This window comes from Bradyrhizobium sp. 25ACV (genome assembly GCF_054863005.1).
The window spans coordinates 116,200-142,091 of the sequence record NZ_JAVAYO010000014.1 but is presented as its reverse complement, the minus strand read 5'-3'; the positions used below and the strand labels follow the sequence as shown (position 1 = coordinate 142,091).

At 64.3% G+C, this 25,892-nt stretch carries 25 protein-coding genes and 1 tRNA gene; 11 read left to right on the top strand and 15 right to left on the bottom strand.

Annotated features, from left to right (window positions below):
- Positions 1–25: 25 nt before the first annotated feature.
- The 5 genes from gntR (at position 26) to RAD04_RS28395 (ending at position 5,121) form a co-directional block, all read left to right on the top strand.
- Positions 26–1,126 carry an HTH-type transcriptional regulator GntR gene (gene gntR, locus RAD04_RS28415; protein ID WP_092252602.1) on the top strand — a complete coding sequence of 367 codons (1,101 nt, stop codon included), beginning with the start codon at positions 26–28 and terminating at the stop codon, positions 1,124–1,126.
- Between the two features lie 137 nt (positions 1,127–1,263).
- Complete coding sequence (locus RAD04_RS28410) at positions 1,264–3,093, top strand: IlvD/Edd family dehydratase (RefSeq protein WP_461626432.1); 1,830 nt, start codon at positions 1,264–1,266, stop codon at positions 3,091–3,093.
- A gap of 132 nt (positions 3,094–3,225) precedes the next feature.
- On the top strand, positions 3,226–3,957 hold the full coding sequence (locus RAD04_RS28405; RefSeq protein ID WP_461618304.1) for an SDR family oxidoreductase: 732 nt from the start codon (positions 3,226–3,228) through the stop codon (positions 3,955–3,957).
- Positions 3,958–3,974: 17 nt separating this feature from the next.
- The gene (locus RAD04_RS28400) at positions 3,975–4,721 is read left to right on the top strand and encodes an SDR family NAD(P)-dependent oxidoreductase (protein WP_461626431.1); all 747 of its coding nucleotides are present in this window, start codon (positions 3,975–3,977) and stop codon (positions 4,719–4,721) included.
- Positions 4,722–4,728: 7 nt separating this feature from the next.
- Positions 4,729–5,121 (top strand): GFA family protein, encoded by a 393-nt coding sequence (locus tag RAD04_RS28395; RefSeq protein WP_461626430.1) that lies wholly within the window; start codon positions 4,729–4,731, stop codon positions 5,119–5,121.
- A gap of 2 nt (positions 5,122–5,123) precedes the next feature.
- On the opposite strand, the gene RAD04_RS28390 is transcribed toward RAD04_RS28395, so the two are convergent.
- The gene (locus RAD04_RS28390; RefSeq protein ID WP_461626429.1) at positions 5,124–6,035 is read right to left on the bottom strand and encodes a DMT family transporter; all 912 of its coding nucleotides are present in this window, start codon (positions 6,033–6,035) and stop codon (positions 5,124–5,126) included.
- A gap of 89 nt (positions 6,036–6,124) precedes the next feature.
- Between RAD04_RS28390 and RAD04_RS28385 the strand changes: the two genes are divergently transcribed.
- From RAD04_RS28385 to RAD04_RS28375, 3 genes are all read left to right on the top strand, one after another.
- Positions 6,125–6,988, top strand: coding sequence for a LysR family transcriptional regulator (locus tag RAD04_RS28385; RefSeq protein WP_461626428.1), 864 nt, complete (start codon positions 6,125–6,127; stop codon positions 6,986–6,988).
- Between the two features lie 75 nt (positions 6,989–7,063).
- Positions 7,064–7,744 carry a site-2 protease family protein gene (locus RAD04_RS28380; protein WP_461626508.1) on the top strand — a complete coding sequence of 227 codons (681 nt, stop codon included), beginning with the start codon at positions 7,064–7,066 and terminating at the stop codon, positions 7,742–7,744.
- A gap of 62 nt (positions 7,745–7,806) precedes the next feature.
- Positions 7,807–8,229 carry a hypothetical protein gene (locus RAD04_RS28375; protein ID WP_091955167.1) on the top strand — a complete coding sequence of 141 codons (423 nt, stop codon included), beginning with the start codon at positions 7,807–7,809 and terminating at the stop codon, positions 8,227–8,229.
- On the opposite strand, the gene RAD04_RS28370 is transcribed toward RAD04_RS28375, so the two are convergent.
- The 6 genes from RAD04_RS28370 to RAD04_RS28345 form a co-directional block, all read right to left on the bottom strand.
- The gene (locus tag RAD04_RS28370) at positions 8,217–9,029 is read right to left on the bottom strand and encodes an energy transducer TonB family protein (RefSeq protein WP_104463066.1); all 813 of its coding nucleotides are present in this window, start codon (positions 9,027–9,029) and stop codon (positions 8,217–8,219) included. The genes RAD04_RS28375 and RAD04_RS28370 overlap by 13 nt on opposite strands.
- A 9-nt stretch (positions 9,030–9,038) precedes the next feature.
- Positions 9,039–9,494: a TonB system transport protein ExbD gene (gene exbD, locus RAD04_RS28365; protein ID WP_038970925.1), complete on the bottom strand. Its 456-nt coding sequence runs from the start codon at positions 9,492–9,494 to the stop codon at positions 9,039–9,041.
- A 3-nt stretch (positions 9,495–9,497) separates the two neighbouring features.
- On the bottom strand, positions 9,498–10,487 hold the full coding sequence (gene exbB, locus RAD04_RS28360; RefSeq protein WP_461626427.1) for a tonB-system energizer ExbB: 990 nt from the start codon (positions 10,485–10,487) through the stop codon (positions 9,498–9,500).
- The gene (locus RAD04_RS28355; RefSeq protein WP_461626426.1) at positions 10,484–11,173 is read right to left on the bottom strand and encodes a Fe2+-dependent dioxygenase; all 690 of its coding nucleotides are present in this window, start codon (positions 11,171–11,173) and stop codon (positions 10,484–10,486) included. The genes exbB and RAD04_RS28355 overlap by 4 nt, the downstream gene beginning before the upstream one ends.
- Positions 11,174–11,175: 2 nt before the next feature.
- A complete protein-coding gene (locus tag RAD04_RS28350) occupies positions 11,176–13,575 on the bottom strand; it encodes a TonB-dependent receptor (RefSeq protein WP_461626507.1) in 2,400 nt (799 codons plus the stop codon).
- Positions 13,576–13,801: 226 nt separating this feature from the next.
- Positions 13,802–14,041, bottom strand: coding sequence for a hypothetical protein (locus RAD04_RS28345; protein WP_018319817.1), 240 nt, complete (start codon positions 14,039–14,041; stop codon positions 13,802–13,804).
- A gap of 375 nt (positions 14,042–14,416) precedes the next feature.
- Here RAD04_RS28345 and RAD04_RS28340 point away from each other — a divergent pair, with 375 nt between their 5' ends.
- The 3 genes from RAD04_RS28340 to RAD04_RS28330 all read left to right on the top strand — a co-directional run bounded on the left by RAD04_RS28340 (position 14,417) and on the right by RAD04_RS28330 (position 19,362).
- A complete protein-coding gene (locus tag RAD04_RS28340) occupies positions 14,417–15,589 on the top strand; it encodes an efflux RND transporter periplasmic adaptor subunit (protein ID WP_461626425.1) in 1,173 nt (390 codons plus the stop codon).
- Positions 15,586–18,732: a multidrug efflux RND transporter permease subunit gene (locus tag RAD04_RS28335; RefSeq protein WP_461626424.1), complete on the top strand. Its 3,147-nt coding sequence runs from the start codon at positions 15,586–15,588 to the stop codon at positions 18,730–18,732. The genes RAD04_RS28340 and RAD04_RS28335 overlap by 4 nt, the downstream gene beginning before the upstream one ends.
- Before the next feature lie 66 nt (positions 18,733–18,798).
- Positions 18,799–19,362, top strand: a complete 564-nt coding sequence (locus tag RAD04_RS28330) for an invasion associated locus B family protein (RefSeq protein ID WP_461626423.1) — start codon at positions 18,799–18,801, stop codon at positions 19,360–19,362.
- A gap of 13 nt (positions 19,363–19,375) precedes the next feature.
- On the opposite strand, the gene RAD04_RS28325 is transcribed toward RAD04_RS28330, so the two are convergent.
- From RAD04_RS28325 to RAD04_RS28290, 8 genes are all read right to left on the bottom strand, one after another.
- Entirely contained in the window at positions 19,376–19,684 is a 309-nt protein-coding gene (locus RAD04_RS28325) for a hypothetical protein (protein ID WP_461626422.1), read from the bottom strand.
- The gene (locus RAD04_RS28320) at positions 19,638–20,000 is read right to left on the bottom strand and encodes a DUF1428 domain-containing protein (protein ID WP_461626421.1); all 363 of its coding nucleotides are present in this window, start codon (positions 19,998–20,000) and stop codon (positions 19,638–19,640) included. Before RAD04_RS28320 ends, RAD04_RS28325 begins: the two co-directional genes overlap by 47 nt.
- Positions 20,001–20,168: 168 nt before the next feature.
- Positions 20,169–20,242, bottom strand: a tRNA-Gln gene (locus RAD04_RS28315).
- A 177-nt stretch (positions 20,243–20,419) separates the two neighbouring features.
- Positions 20,420–21,538: an acyltransferase family protein gene (locus RAD04_RS28310; protein WP_461626420.1), complete on the bottom strand. Its 1,119-nt coding sequence runs from the start codon at positions 21,536–21,538 to the stop codon at positions 20,420–20,422.
- A 32-nt stretch (positions 21,539–21,570) separates the two neighbouring features.
- On the bottom strand, positions 21,571–22,542 hold the full coding sequence (locus tag RAD04_RS28305; RefSeq protein ID WP_461626419.1) for a Bug family tripartite tricarboxylate transporter substrate binding protein: 972 nt from the start codon (positions 22,540–22,542) through the stop codon (positions 21,571–21,573).
- A 60-nt stretch (positions 22,543–22,602) separates the two neighbouring features.
- Positions 22,603–23,793 (bottom strand): iron-containing alcohol dehydrogenase, encoded by a 1,191-nt coding sequence (locus RAD04_RS28300; RefSeq protein WP_461626418.1) that lies wholly within the window; start codon positions 23,791–23,793, stop codon positions 22,603–22,605.
- Complete coding sequence (gene pdxA, locus RAD04_RS28295; RefSeq protein ID WP_461626417.1) at positions 23,750–24,787, bottom strand: 4-hydroxythreonine-4-phosphate dehydrogenase PdxA; 1,038 nt, start codon at positions 24,785–24,787, stop codon at positions 23,750–23,752. The genes RAD04_RS28300 and pdxA overlap by 44 nt, the downstream gene beginning before the upstream one ends.
- Complete coding sequence (locus RAD04_RS28290; protein ID WP_461626506.1) at positions 24,784–25,890, bottom strand: four-carbon acid sugar kinase family protein; 1,107 nt, start codon at positions 25,888–25,890, stop codon at positions 24,784–24,786. The genes pdxA and RAD04_RS28290 overlap by 4 nt, the downstream gene beginning before the upstream one ends.
- Between the last annotated feature and the right edge of the window lie 2 nt (positions 25,891–25,892).

Here is a 25,892-nt window from a genome sequence, read left to right as displayed (position 1 = left end):
GGACTGACTGTGTTAAGAGCAGCAAATGGGTCGAAAACGCACCAAGTCAGGCAAGATCCGGCTGGCGGAAGTCGCCGAGCTTGCCGGCGTCAGCCCGATTACGGCGTCCCGCTTCTTCCGTAATCCGGAGGCCCTCTCGGTTGCCAAGCGGACACGGGTCGAGAGCGCCGCCAAGGAGCTCGGCTATGTGCCGAACCTTGCGGCCCGCGCGCTGGCCTCGCAACGCACCGAGGTGATCGGTGTCTTGATCCCCTCCCTCACCAACAACGTGTTCTCGGACGTGCTGCGCGGCATCTACGACGCGTCCGAAGGCAGCCGTTACTCGATCCAGCTGTCCAACACGCGCTACAGCATCCTCCAGGAAGAGAAGCTGCTGCGACTGTTTCTGGCGCAGAAGCCGGCCGGGCTGATCGTCACCGGCATCGACCAGACCACGGAATCGCGCGCCATGCTGGAGGCCGCCGATTGCCCGATCGTGCAGATCATGGAGATCGGCCCCGACCCGGTCGACATGATGATCGGCTTTTCGCACTATGATGCAGCCCGCGCAGCGGTTGCGCACCTGTTCGAGCAGGGCCGCCGCAAGATCGGCTTCGTCGGTGCGCGCATGGACCCGCGGGTGCAGCGGCGGCTGGACGGATATGTCTCGGCGATGAAGGATGCCGCACTGTTCGAGCAGCGCCTCGTCGTCACCACGGCGACACCGACCTCGGTGACGCTGGGCGGCGCGCTGTTCACCGATCTCCTGGCGCGCGAGCCGAATCTCGATGCGGTGTTCTGTGCCAATGACGACCTTGCGCTCGGCGTGCTGTTCGAATGCCGGCGCCGGGAGATCGCCGTCCCCGAGCAGATCGCGATCGTCGGCTTCAACGACCTCGAATTCATGGCCTCCGCCGTCCCCACCCTTACCAGCGTGCGCACCAACCGCTACGAGATGGGCAAAACGGCCGCCACCATGCTGATCGAGGCGATCGACGGACGGCGCCCGGAGCAGCCGGTGCTCGATCTCGGCTTCCGGGTGATCGAGCGGCAAAGCTCGTCGCCGCGCCATTCAGACAGCCGGCCGACTGTCTCGGGCGTGGGCACGGCGAACAAAATGGTAGCGTTACCAAGTAGCCATGACTAGTATCGCATTTGTGAGGAAACGACCCGCCAGCGGGCCAGCGATCCGTCATTCGCGCCGTTGGGCATCGCACAAGCCGACACCCCAAGACTTGATGTAAATGGACGGACGCCAGTGCGTTTGCATTGCAGGAGAAACCAATGACAAAAAAACCGACCAATGGGCATGCGCCCGCCGGCAACGGCTCCCGACGCCACCTTCGCTCCCAGGAATGGTTCAACAACCCGCATAATCCGGGCATGACGGCGCTCTACATGGAGCGCTACCTCAATTACGGCCTCACCCGTGCCGAGCTGCAGTCCGGCAAGCCGATCATCGGCATCGCCCAGACCGGCAACGACCTCTCTCCCTGCAACCGCCACCATATCGAGCTTGCCCATCGCATCCGCGAGGGCATCCGCGAGGCCGGCGGCATCGCGATGGAATTCCCGACCCATCCGATCCAGGAGACCGGCAAGCGCCCGACCGCCGCGCTCGACCGCAACCTCGCCTATCTCGGCCTGGTCGAGATCCTCTACGGCTATCCGCTCGACGGCGTCGTGCTCACCACCGGCTGCGACAAGACCACGCCGGCCTGCATGATGGCGGCTGCGACCGTCAACCTGCCCGCGATCGTGCTGTCGGGCGGCCCGATGCTCAACGGCTGGCATGCCGGCGAACGCACCGGCTCGGGCACCATCGTCTGGAAGTCGCGCGAGCGGCTCGCCGCGGGCGAGATCGACTATGAAGAGTTCATGGAGATCGTGGCCTCGTCGGCGCCGTCGGTCGGCCATTGCAACACCATGGGCACCGCCTCGACCATGAACGGTCTTGCCGAAGCGCTCGGCTTCTCGCTGCCGGGCTGCGCGGCGATCCCCGCGCCCTACCGCGAGCGCGGCCAGATCGCCTACGAGACCGGCAAGCGCGCCGTCGAGATGGTGTGGGAAGACCTCAAGCCCTCGGACATCCTGACCCGCAAGGCGTTCGAGAACTGCATCGTGATCAATTCGGCGATCGGCGGCTCGACCAACGCGCCGATCCACATCAACGCGCTGGCCCGCCACATCGGCGTCGAGCTCACCATCGAGGACTGGCAGAAGGTCGGCCACGACGTGCCGCTCCTGGTCAACATGCAGCCGGCCGGCTTCTATCTCGGCGAGGAATTCCACCGCGCCGGCGGCGTGCCTGCGGTGGTGCGCGAGTTGATGAAGCACAAGCGCATCCATGAGGACGCCGTCACCGTCAACGGCCGCGGCATCGGCGAGAACTGCAAGGACGCGCCGGTCCCCGACAACGACGTGATCTGGGCCTACGACAAGCCGCTGGTGAAGGACGCCGGCTTCCTGGTGCTGAAGGGCAATCTGTTCGATTCCGCGATCATGAAGACCTCAGTGATCTCCAAGGAATTCCGCGATCGCTATCTCAGCAATCCGAAAGACCCCAACGCATTCGAGGGCCGCGCCATCGTGTTCGAGGGTCCGGAGGACTATCACGAGCGGATCGACGACGCCTCGCTCGAAATCGACGAGCACTGCGTGCTGTTCATCCGCGGCACCGGGCCGATCGGCTATCCTGGTGGAGCCGAGGTCGTGAACATGCAGCCCCCGGCAGCGCTGATCAAACGCGGTATCCTGTCCCTGCCCTGCATCGGCGACGGCCGCCAGTCCGGCACCTCGGGCTCGCCCTCGATCCTGAACGCCTCGCCGGAAGCTGCCGCCAATGGCGGGCTTGCGGTCCTCAAGACCGGCGACAAGGTCCGCGTCGATCTCAACAAGGGCAGCGCCAACATCCTGATCTCGGACGAGGAGCTGAAGAAGCGTCACGCCGAGCTCAAGGCCAATGGCGGCTTCAAGCATCCGCAGAACCAGACGCCGTGGCAGGAGATCTATCGCAACACCGTCGGCCAGCAATCGACCGGCGCATGCATGGAGCTCGCCACGCGCTACCAGAACGTCGCCGGCACCTTTGGTGTGGCGCGGGATAATCACTAACCAAGATTGTCATTCCGGGATGCGCCGCAAGGCGCAGGCCCGGAATCCATACTCCCGATCGTGGTTATGGATTCCGGGCTCGCGGCTGCGCCGCGCCTCGGAATGACGGCACCCATTCAAGGAGAAAACAACATGGCAGACCGCCTCAAGGGCAAACGCGCCGTCGTCACGGCTGCAGCCGCCGGCATCGGGCGCGCATGCGCCCTCGCATTCGCGCGTGAAGGCGCAACCGTCATCGCTACCGACATCAACGAGGCCGGTATCGCTGATCTGACCAAGGAAGGCATCGCCGAGGTCGCAAAGCTCGACGTGCGCAACACCGCCGACGTCAACGCCTTTGCCAAGCGTATCGGCAAGATTGACATCCTGCTCAATGCGGCCGGCTTCGTGCATCACGGCACCATCCTGGAGTGCTCGGAAGAGGATTTTGATTTCTCGTTCGACCTCAACGTCAAGTCGATGCACCGGACCATCAGGGCCTTCCTGCCCGACATGATCGCGGGCGGCGGGGGCAGCATCGTCAACATCTCGTCCTGCGCAGCGCTGCGGCCGCCGGCGAACCGCTACGTCTACAGCTCGTCGAAGGCGGCAGTGTCGCTGCTGTCGCGTGCGGTCGCGCTCGACTTCATCACCAAGGGCATCCGCTGCAACTCGATCTGCCCCGGCACGGTCGAGACGCCCTCGATGCTCGACCGCGCTGCCGCACAGGGACCGCAAGGCAAGGAGATGTTCATCTCCCGCCAGAAGATGGGCCGGCTCGGCACCGCCGACGAGATCGCATCGATGGCGGTCTATCTCGGCAGTGACGAGAGCGCCTTCACCACCGGCGTCGACCTCGTCGTCGACGGCGGCTACATGCTCTGATCGCAGAGGCACCCGGCATGAACAAGATCGACCTCAACGGCCGCGTCGCCATCGTCACCGGCGGCGCGCAAGGCTTTGGCCGTGCCATCACCGAGCGCCTCACCGCCTCCGGCGCCAAGGTCGCGATCTGGGATTTCGACGCCGCGCTGGCCGAGAAGACGGCGAAAGAGATCGGTGGCGAGACCAAGGTCTTCAAGGTCGATGTCACCGACACCGCGGCCGTCGAGCAGGCGCGCGATGCGACGCTCGCCGCATTCGGCAAGATCGACATCCTCGTCAACAACGCCGGCATCGCCGGCGTCAACAAGCCGGTCTGGGAGACCGATCTCGAGGAATGGCGGAAAGTCCTGCGCATCAACCTCGATGGTCCCTTCATCGTCTGCAAGGCCATCGTGCCCGCGATGCTCAAGCAGAAATACGGGCGCATCGTGAACATCGCCTCGATCGCCGGCAAGGAAGGCAACCCGAACGCCTCGCACTATTCGGCGTCCAAGGCCGGCTTGATCGCGCTGACAAAGTCGCTCGGCAAGGAGCTCGCTGCGCATGACATCCTCGTCAACGCGGTGACGCCGGCGGCCGCGAAGACCGCGATCTTCGACCAGATGACGCAGCAGCATATCGACTTCATGCTGTCGAAGATCCCGAAGGGGCGCTTCGTGCTGGTCGAAGAGCTCGCCGCGATGGTGGCCTGGCTCGCATCCGAAGACTGCGCGTTCTCGACCGGCGCGGTGTTCGACATCTCCGGCGGACGCGCAACCTATTGAGGACACCATGATCCGGGAAGGCGGATGCCTGTGCGGCGCGGTGCGGTTCAAGGCGGAGGGCGAGCCGCTCAACGTTCGCGTCTGCCATTGCCGCCTGTGTCAGAAGGCGATGGGGTCGCCCTTCTTTGCCCGCGCGCAGTTCGACCAGCGCGCGCTGAGCGTCGAAGGCGAGACGGAGCGCTATGCGTCGTCCGAGGCGATCGACCGCGTGTTCTGCAAGCGCTGCGGCACCCGCCTGTTCGCGTGGCGGCGCAATGGTACGCTGGCGGGCGTGTCCCTCTCCGTTTTCGACGATCGCAACGCCTTTGCGCCGACCGAGCACATCTGGATCTCGGAAAAGCCCGCCTGGCTCAAGCTCGACGACGGTTTGACGCAATATCCGGGAACGATCCCGGCGTGATGTCAGGCTTGGCCTGACGCAGGCGCGCTTGCCGTCGGCGCACGCCGACCCTGTGTCGTCGCGATCCAGATCCCGCCAAAGACCGCGACGATCCCGGCCGCCAGATTCCAGCGCAACGGCTCGTTCAGCAGCCAAGCGCCGACCAGCGACGCCGTGATCGGGTTGACCGTCACCGAGATCGCGACACGCGTCGGCGTCGTCCGCTCCAGCGCGAAAGCCCAGAGATAGAAGGTCAGCGCTGCGCCGAATGCACCGAGATAGAGAGCCGCCATCCATTGCGGTGCACCGAAGCCCGCGACCGGCGCAAAGCTGCCGCGGATCCAGGAGAGCAGGATGAGGCAGGCTGCGCCGGCGGCCATGCTCATGGTGGTGAAGGCGATCGGGCCGGAGCGCCGGATCAGTGGCTTCGACCAGATACCATACAGTGCCATGCACAGTGCGGCCGCCATCATCAAGAGGTCACCGCGCCAGGCGCCCGATGGCGCCGAGCTCAGATCGGAGAGCAGCGCGACCGCGACGCCACAGGTTGCAATCACGACGCCGATCGATTTACGCCAGGTCAGGGCTTCAGCGCCAAGCGCAGCGCCGATCACCAGCGACAACAGCGGAAGTGTCGACAAGGCCAGCGCGCCGCGCGCGGCAGTGGTGAAGATCAGCGATGCGTTGAACAGGATCGGAAACAAAGCGAAGAACAGGATGCCGAGCCCGGTCGCGGCGGCCCAGTCCGCGCGCGGTGGCCAGCGATCTCCGCGCAGCAGCGTCAGGGGCAGCAGCAGGAGGAAGCCGATGCCGAAGCGGAAGGAACCGATCGCCAGCGGATCGAGGTTGCTCACGAGATAGCGCGTGGCGCCGATCGAGGTGCCGCCAAGACCGCTCGACAGCACGGCCGCCAGAACGCCGGAGATTTCGCCCACGCTTCCTCCCGTCGATACTTCGAAGGCAGCATACGAGGCACGCCGAAACAGGGAATGGAATTTCCGTGATGCTGGGATAAGTTTTCGTCATGAGCGCCCCCGATCTCGATCCCGACCTGCTGAAGGCGTTTCTCGCGGTCGACGAGCATCGTTCGTTCACCCGCGCGGCCCATGTGCTCAATCGCACCCAATCGGCGGTGAGCGTCCAGATCAGGCGGCTGGAGGAGCGGCTTGGCACCAAGCTGTTTCAGCGCACCAGGGCTGGTGTCATGCCGACCGCGACGGGCGAAGAGTTGCGCACTTATGCGCGGCGCATTCTCACGCTCAATGCGGAGGCCGTCGGCGCGCTCGGCGCACGCAAGGCCGACGCCGTCGTCCGCCTCGGCGTGATGGACGATTACGGCACCCTCGTCATTCCGCCGTTGCTGGCGAGCTTTGCCAGGCACCATCCACTGGTCCGGGTCGAGATCGAGACGGGACTGACCGCGACGATGCCGGCGCGGCTCGGCGAGGCCTACGACCTCGTCATCGCCATGCATCCGCAAGGATGCGGCGATGGCGAGTTATTGAGGCGCGAACAGGCGGTCTGGGCAGCCGCCCCATCCTATCGGACCGCGGCGCAGTGTCCCCTTCCCATGGCGCTCTACCCGCCGGGCTGTCTGTTTCGCCAATGGGCTGCAGAAGCGCTCGACGCCGCGGACATGCCCTGGCGTCTCGCCTATGTCAGCCGGACGCTCGCAGCGGTCGAGACGATCGCGGCTCAAGGTCTCGCAGTGACGGTGGTGAAGGCCGGGACCTTGCCGCCGAGCCTACGTGCGCTGTCCGATCGTGACGGCATGCCGCCGTTGCCGGCGGCGGAGATCCGCCTCCACCGCGCGCGCGACCTGTCGACCGCAGGCGCCCACCTGGCGGATCATTTGCAACGGGCAATTTCGGAATTGGACGCCATATAACGGTGGATCGTGAAGGATTGTGGCCCTATACGGCCTGCTTTGCGAAGCGCGCTGGCAAACCGGGACGGACGAGCCGTGAACATTTCCTTTTATGACCTTTCCGTCTGGGTGCTTCCCCTCGTGCTCGCCATCACCTTCCATGAGGCCGCGCACGCTTTCGTCGCGGACCGGCTCGGGGACGACACGGCCTCGCAGCTCGGCCGCGTCAGCTTCAACCCGCTCCGCCACATTGACCCGTTCGGCACCGTGATCCTGCCGGCGATGCTGCTGTTCGCGCACTCGCCGTTCCTGTTCGGCTACGCCAAGCCGGTGCCGGTCAACTTCCGCAAGTTGAACAACCCCAAACTGGACATGGTCTGGGTGGCGCTGGCCGGGCCTGTCACCAACATCCTGCTGGCGCTTGCAGTGGCCCTCGCCTTCCACGCCCTACCCCTTGTCCCCGCAAGCTCGGCGAAATGGGTCGCCGACAACCTCAAGAATGGGCTCATCATCAACGCCATCCTCGCGGTCTTCAACATGATGCCGATCCCGCCGCTCGATGGCGGGCGCGTCGCGGTCGGGCTGTTGCCCCGCCCGCTCGCCATGCCGCTGGCCCGGCTCGAGCCGTTCGGAATGCTGATCCTGATCGGCCTGTTGATCCTGCTGCCTCTTGCAGGTTCCCAGTTCGGTCTAAATCTTGATGTTATTTCAGCAATACTGCGAACGTTGACCGGTTATGTGATTCAGGCTGTTCTCTTCCTGACCGGCAATGCGTAGTTGAACAGCCACCCGAACTTTAAGCCGAAGGGCCAGAGGCCGACTTGGTCAAAGCTGCCGATATGCTGATCGCGCGACGCGCGGATACCCGCGCCCGCGCCGATTTTGCCACCTGGAAGATGATGGCCAAGCTCAACGGGGCGTCCGCGCTGCCGCCGGAAGCCCAGGAGTTTCTGGCGAGCTACCAGAACCTGCTGGCGCAGATGAGCGAGGGCGAAGCCACCGAGGCGACCATCGGTGCGATCTACAAGGCCTATTATGCCGAGATGGGCGGTGCGGGGGCGGCACCCGACGTCCGCCCTCGCCCCCCTGAAGCAGCAGCGGACAATGTTACCGCTTTCCGCCGTCCGGCGCCGAAGCCAAAGACGACCAGCTTTTTCGGGGCTGGTGCGGCAGCTGGAACCCAGAAACGGCCGCTCCCGGTGGCGCTGATCTTCGCCTGCCTAGTCGTCGTCTATGTCGGCATCCGGCTCTACTGGCGCTGAGCGGTCTTCTTCTTTTTCGCGTCGGCCGGCGTGAAGATGATATCGACGGTCCGCTCGAACCGGTCCTCGGTCAGCCCGGCAGGCGGCTGCGGGATCGGATCCGACTTGCGGACGATCGAGACCGCGGCCGCGTCGTAGGCTGAATCCCCTGATGACTCCACCACATCCACCGACAGCACGTTGCCCTTCCGGTTGATCGCGAAGCTCACCTTGACCTTCTGGTTATTGGGCTGCTTGCCTTCCGGATTGATCTTGTGCAGCGACAAATGCGCGCTGATCTTCCGGTTCCAGTCGGCGGTCAGCTTCAGGATGTCCTTGCCGATGCCGATGACGGGCGCCAGCGCCTTCTCGGCCTCGCGCGCGTCCTCCTCGAGCGTCTGCCGTGCCGTCGCAACCGATTTCGGCGAGGCTTCGGCGGCCGGCGTTTCGATCGCTTGAATTTTCGGATCGTCTTCGGTCGGCTTCTTCGCGTTGTTCTCGGTCACGACGCGGTCGGGATCCTCGACCTGCTGCGACTGGTCCTTTGGAAGCTCCGTCTCCTTGGTCTCGGCCTTCTGCTCGGGAAGCGCCTGCTGCTCCTGCATTGCTTCGCTGTCGGGCCCGGGCGGCAGATCTGTTTCGGGCGCCTTGGGCGATGCCATCTCCACGGCGAATTCCGCGCCGTTCGCACCCAGGCCGTCGCCGTCGTCGTCAGCGCGCAAATGAGCCAGCGCGAGCGCAGCACCACCCAAATGGAGCACGAGCGCGGCCACCGCCGCCAGGATCCAGAGCTTCCGGGATGGTCTGTGTTCGTCCGACATAGCGGGCCTCTAAGGCTGAGCGGCGCCTGCCGCAGGCGCCCCCGGCGCGCCTTCCAGCGCCACCAGCTTCACCCGCGTATAGCCGCCTGAACGCAAGAGCTCCATGACGCCCATCAACTCCCCATACGGTACCGACTTGTCGGCACGCAGGAACACGTACTTATCCTTGCTCATGTCGGACAGTCCGTCGAGCGTCCCGATCAACTCGGCCCGGTGAACGGGGTTCTCCCCGAGGGCAAGCGTCAGATCGGGCTTGATGCTGAGATAGGTCGGCTTATCCGGCTTCTTCTGCGGCGTCGCGCTCGACGTCGGCAGATCGATCGGCAGGTCGACCGTGGAGAGCGGAGCTGCGACCATGAAGATGATGAGCAGCACGAGGATGACGTCGATGAACGGCGTGACGTTGATGTCATGCGTCTCCGAGAAATCGTCGTCGTCATCATTGTCTGCGAGCGAAACGCCCATGGCTCACTCCGCTGCGCGCGAATGCACGCTGCCGTGGCTGCGGTCGAGATCACGCGAGAGCAGCCGCCCCGCGGCACCCGAGGCACGGCTGACGAGTTCGAGATAGCTCTTCGTCACGCGCGAGAAGTGGTTGTAGATGATGACGGCCGGGATCGCGGCGACGAGGCCGATCGCGGTGGCGAGCAGCGCTTCGGCGATGCCGGGCGCGACGACGGCGAGGTTCGTGGTCTGCGACTTCGAGATGCCGATGAAGCTGTTCATGATGCCCCAGACCGTGCCGAACAGGCCGACGAAGGGCGAGGTCGAGCCGATGGTCGCGAGCACGCCCATGCCGATGCGGATGCGCCGCGCCTCGGCGCGCACGATCTCGGAAAAGCTGGAGGCTGCGCGCTCCTTGATCCCCGCGTCGCTGGACAGGCCGGCCGACATCCGCGCCTCGCGCAGGGCCGCCGTCAGGAACGACGGCAGGATACCCTCCTTGGCTCCGAGCGCCATCTGCGCTTCGGCGAGGGAGCGCGTCTCCGCAACCTTCTTCAGCGCCGAGCGAAGCTTGGAGGATGCGACCGACAGCTCGATCGACTTGGCGATGAAGACGGTCCAGGTCATCAGCGACGCGAAGGCGAGCCCGATCATCACCGCCTTCACGATGACGTCCGCCGACATGAACATCACCCAGGGCGACAATTCCTTCATCGCCGGCGCGATGCCGGCCGACGCATCGGGCTTGGCATCAGGCTTCGCGGTGGTCGAAAAGGCGGCCGCTGAGGGCGCCGTCGGAGCGACCGGGGTGACCGCCGTCGAAGCCGAAGGCGCCGGGACCGCAGGCGCGGTGGCCGCGGGCGCCGCCGGAGCCGGAGCGACTGGGGCCGGCTGAGCCGTCGACTGCGCCGGTGCCGAGGGGGGTTGCGTCTGGGCCGAAACGGGGGATGCGAGCCAGGCGGCCGTCAGCATCAAAGCTGCGGCAAGGCTTGCTTGGAAGGTCATGGTCTTCATACTTCGGCCCAGTAGCGAATGAGGTTGTGATAGATACCCGTCAATTTGACCGTTTCGGGATCGTCACGCCCGAGCCGGTCCACCAGCGCCTGAATCGCGGTGTCGAGGTCGAAGATCATGGTGCGGGCTTGATCGTCCCGTATCATGCTCTGAAGCCAGAAGAAAGACGCAACCCGTGTTCCCCTGGTCACCGGCGTGACGAGGTGGAGGCTGGTCGAGGGATAGAGCACGCAGTCGCCGGCTGGCAACTTGACTTCGTGCGAGCCGTAAGTGTCCTCGATCACAAGTTCGCCACCGTCGTACTCTTCCGGCTCGGCGAGGAACAGCGTCACCGAGAGGTCCGTGCGGATGCGAAGGCCGGTCAGACGGTCGCCGCGGATCGCATTGTCGACATGCAGGCCGAAATGGTGGCCGCTATCCGCCGCATAGCGGTTGAACAGCGGCGGGAAGATCTGGAGCGGAATTGCCGCCGCGATGAAGCGCGGGTTCGACGTCAGCGCCGAGATGATACGGTTGCCGAGCTTGCGCGCGACCTCGCTGTCGGGCGGCAATTGCTCGTTGCGCTTGACCATCGCCGACTGCGCACCGGCAGTCGACCGGCCGTCCTCCCATGCGCTGGCGTCCATGATGCGGCGGAAATCCGCCACATCATCCTTGCTGAGAACGCCAGGCAGGCACGTCAACATGATCAGAACTTCGCTGTGGTCACGAGGTAGAACGCCCTGCCCGGCGCGACTGCGACGAACGGCACGGCGCTGCGATAGAACGAGTCGTAATACAGCTTGTTGGTCAGGTTCTGGGCGTAGAACTTCATCGTCCAGTTCTTGTCGATCTTCTTCTCGACGAACGCATCGAAGCGCCAATAGCTCGGCAACTCGTTGGTGTTGGCCGCGAACGTGCCGCCATAGACCTTCGAGCGATACACCGCCTGTCCGCCAAGCTCCCAGCCATCGTCGAACTTGTATTTGGTCAGCATGCTGAACGACTGGTGGGCGATATTGGCAAGCTGCAAGCCGATGTTCGAGGCAACGCCGCTCTGCGTGACCTTGGACTGCATCAACACCAGGCCGCCGAAGATGCTCCAGCGATCGGTGATCTTACCCTCGGCTTCGATGTCGATGCCCTGGATCCTGTAGGCAGCGCCCGAGGTAAGCAGGCCGCTGACGGTCTCGCGCGCGTTGTCCTTGGTGGTCTGGAACAGCGCGCCGGTCACCAGCAGATGGCGATCAGCAAGCTCCCATTTGGTACCGACCTCGATCGCCTTGTTGCGCTCGGGTCCGAGCAGGATGGTCGAGTTGGCGGGAACACCACCGTAGTCGGTACCGGTCGCGTCAAGCTCCGAGCCGAACGGATTGGCCGAGGTCGCGTAGGCTGCATAGACGCTGCCGATCGACATTGGCTTGTAGACCAAGCCGACGTTGTAATTGACCAGATCGTTGTTCTGCTTGAGGTAGGCCGAGTTCGTCGACGCGCTCTGGCTGTAGCCGTCGTAGCGGATACCGCCGTTGACGATGATCGTGTCCTGCCAGTTCGCGGTGTCCATGACATACACGCTGCTGGTATTGACGCCGTAGCGCGTCGGATTTCCGACGAGCCCCGGAATGCCGAAGGGAATGTTGGTATATTGCGGGGAGTAGAGATTGACCCCCGTGACGGCACCGGTGCTCGTGAAGGGGCTTCCGGCCAGTTCCGACGCGAGGCCGGCGTAGCGGTCGATCGAGATGTTCTCGTTCGAATATTCGACGCCGAACACTGCGGTGTGCTTGACCCCGCCGGTGTCGAGCTTGAACGTGGCCTCGTTCTGGTTGGCCCACACGTCCACGTTCTGCAAGCGGCTCTGCGCGCTCGCCGTCGTGGTCCAGAGCATCGGATTGGGGCTGGTCGTAATCGGGTTCTGCGGCAGCGTGCCGATATAGTTGAGCACAGAATGCTCGCCGCGCACCTTGCTGGTCAGCGTGATGGCATCGTTGACCTTGTACTCGATCGTGCCGGTGCCGAAATCCTGCCGCGCCGTCTGGAAGTCGCGATTGAGGAAACCGTACCAGTTGCCGCGCGGAATACCGGCCGAGGTCACCGGCACATTGCCCTGCCTGTAATAGGGCACGCCGAAATCCGGCAGACCGCTGAGGTCGGTGTGGACGTAGTTCGTGGTGATCTTGATATCGTTGGTCGGGGTGTACTTGGTCGAGATGAAGGTGCCCCAGCGATTGTCGGTCACGTAATCGCGGCCGGCGACGTTGGCATCCTGGAACAGGCCGCCGGTGCGCACCGAGAAGGTCGGATCGATGACCTGGTTGACGTCGAGCGTGACGCGCTTGGTCATGTCGGTACCGAACTCGGAGTCCATGCGCTTGAAGTTGACGTCGCCAGCCTGCTTGGTCACGATATTGATGGCACCGCCGGCGGTGCCGCGACCCGCGTAGGAGGATGCCGGTCCGCGCAGAATCTCGATCTGTTCGGTGAAGAAGTTCTCGCGGATGGAAACGGCGGGATCGCGGATGCCGTCGATGAACACGTCGTTGCGCGCATCGAAGCCGCGGATGAAGAAACGGTCGCCGAACGCGTTGCCGCCCTCGCCCGAGCCCAGCGTCACGCCCGCGGTCGAGCGCCCGATCTCCTTCAGCGTCGTCGCGTTCTTGTCCTCGAGCACTTCCTTGCTGAGCACCGTGATCGACTTGGGCGTGTTCAGCATCTTCTCGGGAAACTTGCCGCTGGCCTGGACGTGGTCGACCTTGTAGGGCGCGGCCGGATCGGCATAGGGATTGCCGTCGGGAGCGCCTGACGGCGTGGTCGGCGCCGTCTGCTGTGCCGCCTGCTCACGCTGCGCGGCGCGGCGAATCGCATTGCGGGCGCGGACTTGCTCCGGCGAGGGCTTCGACGACGTCGGACGCGGACGTTCGACGGGAGCATCGACCGTCACCGGCGGCAGGTTCGACTGCTGCGCCTGCGCACCACTCGACACCGACGCCACCGCGATCAAGCTCGCAACTGCCGAGACCTTCTTGCCGGAAACGCCTGCGAACTTTTCATCCACCAGACCGAATGCTGCGACCGAACGCAACGACTTCGGTGCGACCACCTGCCCCATTACCAAACGCCCCATCTTCCTGTTCGCTCATTCACTTCGACGAACGGTGGGTTGTTGGTATCGACCGCAAAATAGCGGGTCAATGCGAGCGCCTCGCAAGAACCCTTGAATCAGTCCAGTTCAAAACAATTCTAAACTACAGTTTGAAACCGTTCTAAACTGACATTGGACTCGTTCTAAAAGACAGCGCGCCGATGCGCGGCAATCGACGGTCTCGCTCACAACATCAATCGCTGCTCGGCGGCTTCATCAGCGAAAACAATTCATCGACGGTTTTCAGCGCGACGGCGCGCACGCGATCGGTTGAGTCCATGCCGGCGATGTTGACGCCGTTCACGACGGCTTTGATCTCGTCCCGGAAGTCGGTGAGGAAGCGCAAGGGATCGCGCTGCTCATTGGCGACACGCGCGATCAATCCCGTGATCAGAATCTGACACGCGATCAGCTTGCCGTTTAGCTCGTCCATCCTGCGCTCCCTTTGTGGCGGCGCCGATATGGACGATGCCGGAATTCCTGACAACCGAAACGGCTTCCGCCCGACTTAGAACCATTCTTGTTACCGATACCGACTGGCGGCTCGGCCCGCACCATTCGGCCCGAGCACACCGTCTGGGGTGCTGCTTGAGGTTTGCTCGCCGATCGCGCCTGCCGGGAAAATGCAGCACTGCACACCGCCGCGCCAGACCACTGCCCAGACGATGCAAAGCTTTCCAATTGTTTAGGATTCTCAACTGATAGTGCTGTTTACACTGGAACTTGGCGTGTATTATACAAACGCTATGGAACCCTACGATTGCCCCATAATTCGTAGCTGAGGGCACAAGAGCCGACACGAGACGATATGAAAAAGTCCCGGCCGATCCTCTGGATTCTGATCATCGCGGCCGTGGCCTCTGCGGGTTACTATGGTTGGCAGAAATTCGGCGCCCCCCAGGCTGGAAAAACCCAGACCGCCCAGAAGGGTCCACCCCGCCCGCCCGCCGTCCCCGTCAGCGTTGCCCCGGTCCAGAAGGTCGATTTCCCGGTCTATCTGACCGGTCTCGGCACGGTTCAGGGGTTCAACACCGTGCAAGTCCGCACCCGCGTGGATGGCCAAATCGACAAGCTCGCCTTCCGCGAAGGCCAGATCGTCCAGCAGGGCGAACTTCTGGTCTCGATCGATCCCCGTCCCTATCAAGCCACGCTCGACCAGGCCAAGGCCAAGAAGGCGCAGGACGAGGCTAGTCTCGCCAACGCCAATCTCGAACTTCAGCGCGCCATGAAGCTCGGCGAATTCGCGACCGCCCAGCGGGTCGACACCCAGCGCTCGACCGTCGCCCAGCTCACCGCCCAGATCGCCGCCGACGAAGCCGCGATCGCCAACGCCCAGACCCAGCTCGACTACACCCAGGTCAAGGCGCCGATCACCGGCGTCGCCGGCCTGCGCCAGGTCGACATCGGCAACATCGTCAACGCCTCGACGCAGACGGGCATCGTCACGATCTCGCAGGTCGAGCCGATCTCCGTGATCTTCACCGCGCCGGAAGACCAGCTGCCCTATATCACCGAAGGCCAGAAGAGCGGCGCGCTCAAGGTGATCGCCTTCACCACCGACGGCAAGAAGACGCTGGCCGAGGGCAAGCTTGCGGTCATCAACAATCAGGTCGACACCAGCAGCGGAACGATCCGGCTCAAGGCGGTGTTCGACAACAAGGACCACACGCTGTGGCCGGGCCAGTCGGTCTCGACGCGGCTTCTGGTGCGGACGCTGAAGGATGCGACCGTGGTTCCGGATGACGCGGTCCAGCATTCGACCAACGGCCTCTACGCCTATACCGTCAATCAGGACAACAAGGCCGAAGTGCACAAGGTCAAGGTCAGCTACGCCATCGATGGACATTCGGTCATCGAAGAAGGGCTCAGCCCCGGTCAGCAGGTGATCACCGGCGGCCAGTTCAAGGTGCAGCCCGGAAGCCTCGTCTCGACGACGGTGGCGAGTTCGAACCCGGCCAAGAACAAGGTACGACAGGAATGACCGAGGGCGGGATTTCGGCACCTTTCATCCGTTATCCCATCGGCACCTCGCTGCTGATGGCCGGCATCCTCTTCGTCGGTCTCGTCGCCTATCCCCTGCTCCCGGTCGCACCGCTGCCGCAGGTCGACTTCCCGACCATCCAGATCACCGCCAATTTGCCGGGCGGCAGCCCCGAGACGATGGCTTCGTCGGTGGCGCAGCCGCTGGAGCGGCAGTTTGCGCAGATTCCCGGCATCGCGCAGATGACCTCGACGAGCTATCTGGGCACCGCGTCGATCACCATCCAGTTCGATCTCAACCGCAGCATCGACGGCGCCGCCAACGACGTGCAGGGCGCCATCAACGCCGCCAGCGGCCAGCTGCCGAAGAATCTTCCCTCGCCGCCAACCTATCGCAAGGTCAACCCGGCCGATGCGCCGATCCTGCTGCTGTCTGCGACATCGGAGACGTTGCCTCTGACCAGCGTCAGCGACGCGGTCGACGCCCAGCTCGCCCAGCAGATCAGCCAGCTCTCCGGCGTCGCCCAGGTCTTCATCGGCGGCCAGCAGAAACCCTCCATCCGCGTCCAGGTCGATCCGGCGAAGCTGGTCGCCAAGGGCCTGTCGATGGAGGACGTACGCAGCCAGATCGCGATCACCACGGTTGACAGTCCGAAGGGCAATATCGACGGCGAAAAGCGCGCCTACACGATCTACGCCAACGACCAGCTCACGCACGCGAAGGACTGGAACGACGTCATCATCGCCTATCGCAACGGCGCTCCGTTGCGAATCCGCGACATCGGCCAGGCGGTCAGCGCCGCTGAAGACGCCAAGCAGGCGGCTTGGGCCAACGGCAAGCGCGGCGTGTTCCTGGTGATATTCAAGCAGCCGGGCGCCAACGTCATCGAGACCGTCGATCGGATCAAGGCGACCCTGCCCCGCCTCGTGGCGGCGATCCCGCCCGCCATCAAGATCGAGCTCATCAGCGACCGTACCACGACCATCCGCGCCGCGGTCGAGGACGTCCAGTTCACGTTGCTGCTGACCATCGCGCTCGTGGTCATGGTCATCTTCATCTTCCTGCGCAGCTTCTGGGCCACCGTCATTCCCGCCATCACGGTTCCGCTGGCGCTGCTCGGCGCCTGCGCGCTGATGTGGGTCGTCGGCTATTCCCTCGACAATCTATCGCTGATGGCGCTCACCATCGCGGTCGGATTCGTCGTCGACGATGCCATCGTGATGCTCGAGAACATCACGCGCTACATCGAGGAAGGCGAATCGCCGATGGCGGCGGCCTTCCGCGGCTCGAAGGAAATCGGTTTCACCATCGTGTCGATCAGCATCTCGCTGGTCGCGGTGCTGATTCCGCTGCTCTTGATGGGCGGTATCATCGGGCGCCTGTTCCGCGAATTCGCCGTCGTGCTGGCGATGACCATCTTCGTCTCGATGTTCGTGTCGCTGACCCTGACGCCGATGATGGCCTCGCGCTTCCTGCGCGCCCATGGCGAGGTGCGCCACGGCCGGTTCTATCAATGGAGCGAGCGCGCCTTCGACGCGATGCTGCGCGGCTACGAATACGTTCTCGATCACGCCCTGGCCTGGCGGCGCACCACGCTGGCGATCTTCTTCGCCACGCTCGGACTGTCGATCTATTTGTTCGTCCTGATCCCGAAGGGTTTCTTCCCGCAGCAGGATGTCGGCCTGATCACCGCCACCTCAGAAGCCTCGCAGGACATCTCGTTCAAGGAGATGACCCGGCGTCAGGAACAGCTCGGCAAGATCATCCTCGCTGATCCCGATGTTGCCAGCGTCGCCATGTCGATCGGCGGCAGCGGCCGCGCCGGCAACAACGGCAACATATTCATCACGCTGAAGGCTCGCGACAAGCGCGATGCCTCGGCTCAGCAGATCATCGCGCGACTGCGTCCCCAGTTCGACAAGATCGAGGGCGCCCGCGTCTACATGCAGGCAGCCCAGGATGTGCGGCTCGGCGGACGGCCGACGCGCACGCAGTTCGAATTCACGCTGCAGGACGCCGATCTCGCCGAGCTCAACGAGTGGGCGCCGAAAATTCTCGCCAAGATGCAGACGCTGCCGGAGCTGCGCGACGTCGCGACCGACCAGCAGACCCAGGGCACCACGGTCCAGCTCAAGATCAACCGCGACACCGCCGCGCGCTACGGCATCCAGCCGCAGCTGATCGACGACACGCTGTATGACGCCTTCGGGCAGCGGCAGGTCACGCAGTATTTCACCCAGCTCAACACCTACAAGGTGATCCTCGAGATCCTGCCGGAGATGCAGGGCAATCTCGACAGCCTGAACAAACTCTATCTGAAGTCGCCGCTGACGGGCGACCAGGTCCCGCTATCGACCTTCGCGACCTGGACCACCGATCCGGTCCGTCCGCTCTCGATCAGCCACCAGGGCCAATTCCCGGCGATCACCATCAGCTTCAACCTCGGCCAGGGCGTCGCGCTCGGCCAGGCGACGGAAGCCGTGCAGAAGGCGATGGCAGATCTCGGCGCGCCGCCGACGCTGAATTCGAGCTTCCAGGGCACGGCGCAGGCGTTCCAGCAATCGCTCGGCACCGTGCCGCTGCTGATCCTCGCCGCGCTCGTCGTGGTCTACCTGATCCTCGGCATTCTCTACGAGAGCTACATCCATCCGATCACGATCCTGTCGACCCTGCCCTCGGCCGGCGTCGGCGCGCTCGCGATTCTGATGGCGGCCGGGTTCGACTTCAGCCTCATTGCCTTGATCGGAATCATTCTCTTGATCGGCATCGTGAAGAAGAACGGCATCATGATGGTCGACTTCGCCATCGCCGCCGAGCGCGACGAGCACAAGACGCCGGCGGAGTCGATCCGCCAGGCCGCCCTGCTCCGCTTCCGCCCGATCATGATGACGACGATGGCCGCGCTGCTCGGCGGCGTGCCGCTGATGCTCGGTCACGGCACCGGCGCCGAGATCCGCCAGCCGCTCGGCTACGCCATGGTCGGCGGCCTGATCGTCAGCCAGGCGCTGACGCTGTTCACCACGCCGGTGGTCTATCTCTATCTCGACGAGCTCAACAACTGGTTCTCGGGCTGGGGCCGTTCGGGTGACGGCGAAGGCGGCGAGGCGGTCGAGCACGGCACCGTTAAGGAAGCCGCCGAGTAGCGGCTTGCACGGCGCTTCCGGCGACGCTACAGCGAGGCCCCCGGTTCACGCCAACGCGGTTTCGCCATGCTCATGCAATCCAGACTTGTCGCCCTCGCCGCAGCTGTCCTGTTGCCCTTGGGCGCCGCGTATGCCCAACAGGCTAAGAAGAACGCTCCCGCCCCTGCGGCACAGCCGGCACCGGCTCCGACGCAGCCACAGGCAGACGGCGCGCCGGCGCAACAGCCCGGCTGGATCGTGCGTTGCACCAGCGCCAGCCGCGACGCGCCGCTCGAATGTGCGATGGAGCAGAACGCGGTGCTGACCAAGACCGGCCAGACCATCGTCCTGATCAACGTCCGCATCTCGCCCGACACCCGAACGCCGGTGGCGCTGCTGCAATTGCCGCTCGGCCTCAACCTTCCCATCGGCGCCAAGCTCCAGGTCGACGAGGGCAAGACGGTCGACCTCCAGATCCAGACCTGCGAGAACCGCGGCTGCTACGCCTCGGCGCCGATCGCACCGGATTTGCTTGCCGCGTTGCGGTCGGGCAAGCAGCTCAAGGTCTCCTTCCAGAACATGGCCAAGGAGACGATCGCGATCCCGATGCCGCTGGGCGATTTCGCTTCGGCCTACGACAAGATCAAGTAACGAACTCCCCGCGTCACTGCCGCGCCATCTGCGCGTTGCCGACGGCATCGCCGTCGAGCCGCTGGTCATTGTGCATGGTGACGGTGACGCGCAGCAGCCGTCCGGCGAATTCGAACGGCGCCTCGTAATGCGACACCGGGCTGCCGCGGTCGCGGCCGATGTCGAGACCCGACCACGAGATCAGCGTGTGGAATCCGAGCTGGGTCTGGAGCGAGCCAGCCGGCTCGCCGTCGATCAGCAGCGTATATTCGGTGACGCCGGTGCGCGAGCCCTTGTCAGCTGACGACGTCGCTCGCCCTGAGCAAGGTCGTGAAGCCGCCATAGATCATGCGCTTGCCGTCGAACGGCATGCCCTCCATCTTCAGCCGCGGGTCGGCCATCACCTTCTTGTTGACGGCATCGCGGGTCTCCCGGTCGCGGTAGACGATCCAGGCGAACACCACGACCTCGTCCTCCTTCGCCATCACCGCGCGCGGAAACGAGGTGAGCTCGCCATAGGGGACATCGTCAGCGACGCATTCGACATAATCGAGCGCGCCGTGCTCCATCCAGAGCGCGCAGGCGGCCGTCGACAGCGTCTTGTAGGCCTCGATCTTGTCCTTCGGCACGGCCAGAACGAAACCATCGACATAGGGCATCAGGGATCTCCTTGAGTTGTGTGACCCAAGGACGATGCAGAGCACGGCGATCCGACCGGGGAAATGCGATTCCAGATGAGGCAAACGGTCGCGACCGACGGCGCGGCCCATGGACCGTCACTGTCACCGAGGGACCTCGAGATCTGGACCTTTAGGCGTGCCCTGAACTGGCTGGGGAACCTGGATTCGAACCAAGACAAACAGAGTCAGAGTCTGTTGTGCTACCGTTACACCATTCCCCACCGAAGCGCTTGAAATCGCTAAGCTTTCTTCGGAAGTTCTGCGAGGGCGGGCTGACAGTTTTGCAAATCAGCGGCTCGCAGGCCGCTGATATAGCCGCGCTGACCTTCGCGGTCCAGCCCTTCTGTGAACATCGTCGGCTTGTTCTGGCTGCGTTCGCACCGGCAGAACGAACTGTCTCAAGCCTTCCCGAAGGAATCCTGCGAGCCTTTGCGGCTGTAGAACAGCGATCGGCGCGCCCGATCGATCCATCGCTGGACCGTGAACTCGAAGGCGAGCGCGACGACCGTGGATGCGAGCAGGATGCCCAGGGTCTGAAACAGAATTCGCCAATGGCTCACAATGTGCGGGTTGGTCAGCGTGATCGGATCGAAGAACTGCAAATTGATCGCGATCTGGATGAAGAGAAAATGCGAGAGATAGACACCATAGGAGGCGTCGCCCAATGCGGTCGACAGCGGTCCGTTGATCCTTGAGAAGAGCGTCGGAATCACGATGCAGGTTGCGATAACCAGCGGTACGCCCTGAACGATGCCCCCGTGATAGTCGACGTCGGCATAGACGTCGCCGAGGAGATAGAGGCAGTAGAGAGCCGCGAGCCAGTAGCCCGCACGCGTCGACCATGTCAGGCGATCTCGCAACGAGAAAAGCAGAACGCCGGTGCCGAAATAGCCGATCTGGCTGTAAAACGGGAAGTAAGCCCATTTCCATTCGTAGACGTGCAGAATGGTCATCTTGATCGCGAAGGCGGCGACCACCAACCCGGCGAGCCATTTTCTGTTGAGGAGAAGCAAGGCAGGCAGCAGCGCGTAGAAGACGATCTCCGCGCTGATCGACCATGCCTGCGGAACCAGGAGATACGTGGTGCTGTGCATCGCCGAATAGAGATCGAGACCCAGCAGCGACAGGTTGATCACATAGGGCCGCTCATCCGTTCTGAGGGAATTGAAGATGCCGCTCTCGTTCGCCGGGTTCCACAGATGTAGCGCGAACGTAGCTGCCAGGACAGCGAGGTAGAACGGATAAAGCCTCGCGAAGCGGCTGGCGAAGAATGCAGCAGGCCGTCCCGGATAGTGCCGCTCATAGGCGGCGGCCATGTAGAAGCCACTGATGATGTAGAAGACTTCTACAGCGGCCAAGCCTCCGATTGTCTGGTGAATGACGCCAAATTGGCAATGAAATCCAACGACGATCGCCGCCAGCAGAAAACGAACAGTCCCCATCAGCCCCGCACCCGTTGGCTGATGCGAACTTAGACCGGCGACCGGCACTGAACAAGCGGCCGCCGCTCTCGACATGCGGCGGCCGGCTTATCTCATCGCGTGCCGCCCTACTCCAGCTTGATGTTGGCGGCCTCGATCACCTTCTTCCAGCGCGCCGTCTCAGCGTTGATGTAGGCCGCGAACGGCTCGGAATCCACGGCGACCGCGGTGGCACCGAGCTCGGCCATCTTCTGCACCGTCTCCGGTTGCTGCATGAAGGCGCGGATCTCGGCCGAGAGCTTTTCGACGATCGGCTTGGGCGTGCCCGCGGGCACAATGAAACCGTGCCAGGCCACCGCCTCGAAGCCGGGCAGGAATTCGGCAGCGGCCGGCGCCTCGGGATCGAAGGCGGCGCGCTTCGGCGTTGCGGTCGCGAGCAGCGCGAGCTGGCCGGTCTTCACCTGCGGCAGCAGCAGCGGCACGTTGTCGAAGGCGAGATCGATCTGGCCGCTGAGCAGGTCCGTCAACATCTGGCTGGAGCCCTTGTAGGGCACGTGCACCATCTTGGTGCCGGTCATCTGCTGGAACAGCTCGCTGGCAAGATGCTGCGAGGTGCCGACGCCGGCCGAGCCGAACGAGACCTTGTCCGGATTCGCCTTCAGATAGGCAATCAGCTCCGGCACGGTACGCGCCTTGATCTTGTTGGGATTGACGACGAGAACGTTGGGCACGACGCTGATCTGGGCGACCGGCACCAGGTCCTTGTCCGGCTGGTAGCTGAGCTTCGGCCCGTAGAGCGATGGGTTGATCGCAAGCGCGGACGTGCTGGCAAGGCCGAGCGTGATGCCATCCGGCGCCGATTTCGCCACCCGCGTCACGCCGAGGATCGAGCCGGCACCGCCGACATTCTCGACCACGAAGGGCTTGCCGAACTTCGCCTGCAAATGGTTGGAGACCATCCGCGCGAAGATGTCCGCGGTGCCGCCGGCGGCGAAGGGAACGACCACCGTCACCTGCTTGGACGGATAGCCGTCCTGCGCCTTTGCGGGTGAGGCCGCCAGCACTAAGGCTGAGGCAAGGACAAGCCACATCGATCTCATAGACGTTTCCTCTGTTTTCCGTGTTGTTGATTGGTTGCCGCGCGCGAGCGGCGGAGACTGTTAGAACGCGACCTCGTACATGTTCAGGATCGCATCCCGGCCGAGGTCGCGCGGATTGTTGTCCAGCAGGCGGCGAATGGCGTGCGCCTCGTCGGCCATCACGCCGAGATCGTCCCGGGGCACGCCGAGCGCGGACAGCCGCATCTCGATGCCGAGGTTCTTGCAGAACCCGTAGGTGGCGTCGAATGCGAGCTTTGGATCGCCCTGCTCCGGCAGCCCGAGCGCCTGGAGCACCGCGACCGTCTTCGCTTCCACCGCCGGCATATTGTAGGCCAGCGTATGCGGGAAGATCACCGCGCAGGCGAGGCCATGCGCCACATGGTGACGGGTGCCGAGCGGATACGCCACCGCGTGGCCGGCGGTCGTGTTCACCGGTCCCAGGCAATAGCCACCATAGAGCGAGGCCAGCGCGAGGCCCGCACGCGCCTCGCGATCGCCGCCATCGGCCACCGCGCGCTTGAGATAACGTCCGACCAGCCGCGCGCCTTCGAGCGCGTAGAGGTCAATCGTCGGATGCGCCTTGCGGCTGGTATAGGCCTCGACGCAATGCGCCAGCGCATCGACCCCGGTTGCCGCAGTGACCTCTTTCGGCACCGTCATCGTCAGATCCGGATCGACGATGGCGATGTCGGCCAGCATGAAGCGGCTCTGCACTGCCTGCTTGTTCTGGCTGACGGGATCGGTCACGAGCGCGCGGGTGCCGGCTTCGCTGCCGGTGCCCGAGGTCGTCGGAACCTGCATCAGCGCGACGCTGCGGCCGGCCACCTTCTCCGGCCCGACGATGTCGGCAAAGGGCACGTCGCTCGTGCACATCACCGCAACCAGCTTGGCGAGATCCATCGCGCTGCCACCGCCGAAGCCGACGATGAGGTCGGGCTTGACGTCCTTCGCCATCGCCACCGCCTTCTCGAGATTGGGCAGGTCCGGCTCGGGCTTGACGTCACCGAACACCTTCACCGCACCCGGCAGCGCCAGCATGTCGACCCTGCGTGCATTGAACGGATCGGAAATCACAAGCGGCCGCCTGGCACCGATCCGCTCGGCGAAGCGCGCCGCAGCGCCGATCGTGCCGTTGCCGAACTCGAGGATGGTGGGACGCTGGATTTCGATGGGCGTGAAGGCGTTGGTCATCGTGCGGTCGATCTCGTCACTTGGATACAGGGGAAGCGCCACCGGCGAGACGCTCGGCATAGTCGATGGCCTCGATCAGGCTGTGCTCGTTGGCGATGCCCTTGCCGGCGATGTCGAAGGCGGTGCCGTGGTCGACGGAGGTGCGGATGATCGGCAAGCCCAGCGTGATGTTGACGCCGGACAGCTCCTGCCAGCGGCCGGTCGCAGGATCGACCTGGAAACCGAGGAGCTTGACCGGAATGTGGCCCTGGTCGTGATACATCGCAACCGCGGCGTCGTACTGGCCGGCGCGCAGCTTGACGAAGATGGTATCGCCCGGCACGGGGCCGACGACGTCGAGGCCGTCGGCGACCGCTTCCGCAATCGTCGGCGCGGACACGTCGATGTCCTGCCGGCCGAACAGGCCGCCCTCGCCGGCGTGTGGATTGAGCGCAGCGATCGCGATCTTCGGTTTAACAATGCCGAGCCGCAGCAGGGCATCGTTGGTGAGGTCGATGACCATGCGCAGCCGCTCCGGCGTCAGACGCTTCGGCACGTCCTCGAGCGCCACATGGGTCGAGACATGGCTGACGCGCATGTTGCCATGGGCGAGCAGCATCACCGAGCCGCGCACGCCGGTGAGATGCGCCAGCATCTCGGTATGACCAGGGAAATGATAGCCGGCCTTGTTGAGCGCTTCCTTGTTGAGCGGTGCCGTGACGATCGCCGCGGTCCGGCCCCCCTGCGTCAGGCGCACGCCCTGCTCGATCGCCTTGTAGGCAAAGCGGCCGCCATCGGCGCTGAGCACGCCGGGCTTGATCGGGTCGCCCTCGATGTCGGCCTGGAGGAAGCAGAGGTTTGGCCAGTCGCGATCCTCGGCGCGCACTTCGGGAATCGCAATGCCGGCACCAAGCGCGGCTTTCGCACCATCGAGCGCCGCGCCGCTGCCGATGATCAGGATCCGCAGATCGCCTTTCGCGATCCGATCCTTCAGCCCGACGCAGGCCTTGACGATGATCTCCGGACCGATCCCGGCGGGATCGCCCATGGTGATGGCTAGATGACGAGAGGTCATGTCGGACTCCCCTTGCTAAGCAAATGATTATCCCGAAGCAGGTCGCGCCACAGCTCGCTGGGGCCGAATGCGCCGGACTTCGAGATGACATCGACGCCGGCCCAACGGCCGCCTTGCAAGATCGAGCGCGGCAATCCCGGCACGATACGTCCTGTCACCTCGAGCGCATGCGCGCCAAGGGCAACGCATGCGGCCTTCAGGGTTTCCCCACCGGCAACAACCAGCGTGCCCGGCGGTTCGAGTGCCGCGATCAGCCCCGCCATCTCGTGCGCGATCCGCCGCGCCGCCTCGGCCCGCACCAAGCCGTCGGCGAGGGCGAATTTCACCAGCGCCACACCCTCGTCGGCCAGCTTGCGCCGAACGCCCGCGTCGCCCTCCCCCTCGGCCAGCGCAATGGTGGCGTTACCACATGCCGCCAGCTGGGATGCGGTGGCGGCCTGGTCGGAGCCAAACAGCCCCAGCACCGGCCGCTTCAGTTGCGAGGACGCAGCGGTGCCTTGACCGCGGGCAAGCGCACCGGCCAGGCCGCCGCTCCCACACCACAACACGGGCCCCGGCATGCGCCGCGCCATTTCGACGACGCGATCGAGGTCGAGGTCGCTCTCGGCATCGAACACCTGAACGCCGCCTTGCGAGAGCGTGTCGGGCGTGCCCTGTCGTGCTTCGATGCCGTCTTGCCGCAATTGATCCAGCAAATTGTCGCCGACCCTGTGCCAATCGCCATGCACGGTGCGGGCGAATTGCTGGCCACCGACGGTGCGGCGTCCCTGATAATCGAACGCGGGCGCGACTACGCAGGAGGCCCAATGGCCACTGCGCAGGCAGGCGTCTAGCTCTGCCGTCCACGCGCCCCGAAGGAGGCTATCGACCTTCTTGTAGGCGATCGTCCCGCCCTGAAGGTGGGGCGCCAGTCGCCTAGCGATTTCGACGCTCTCGGCCTTCGATCGCTCACGGGTGCCGCTATCGATTGCCAGGCTCCCGGACTCCAGCGGCGCCAGCGCGTCCGACCAGACGACATCGAACGATCCGCACAGGCCGACGAACTCAGCCGCGGTGTCGAGCGCACCGGTGAGATCGTCAGCAAGCAGGCGGACGCTCGTCATGG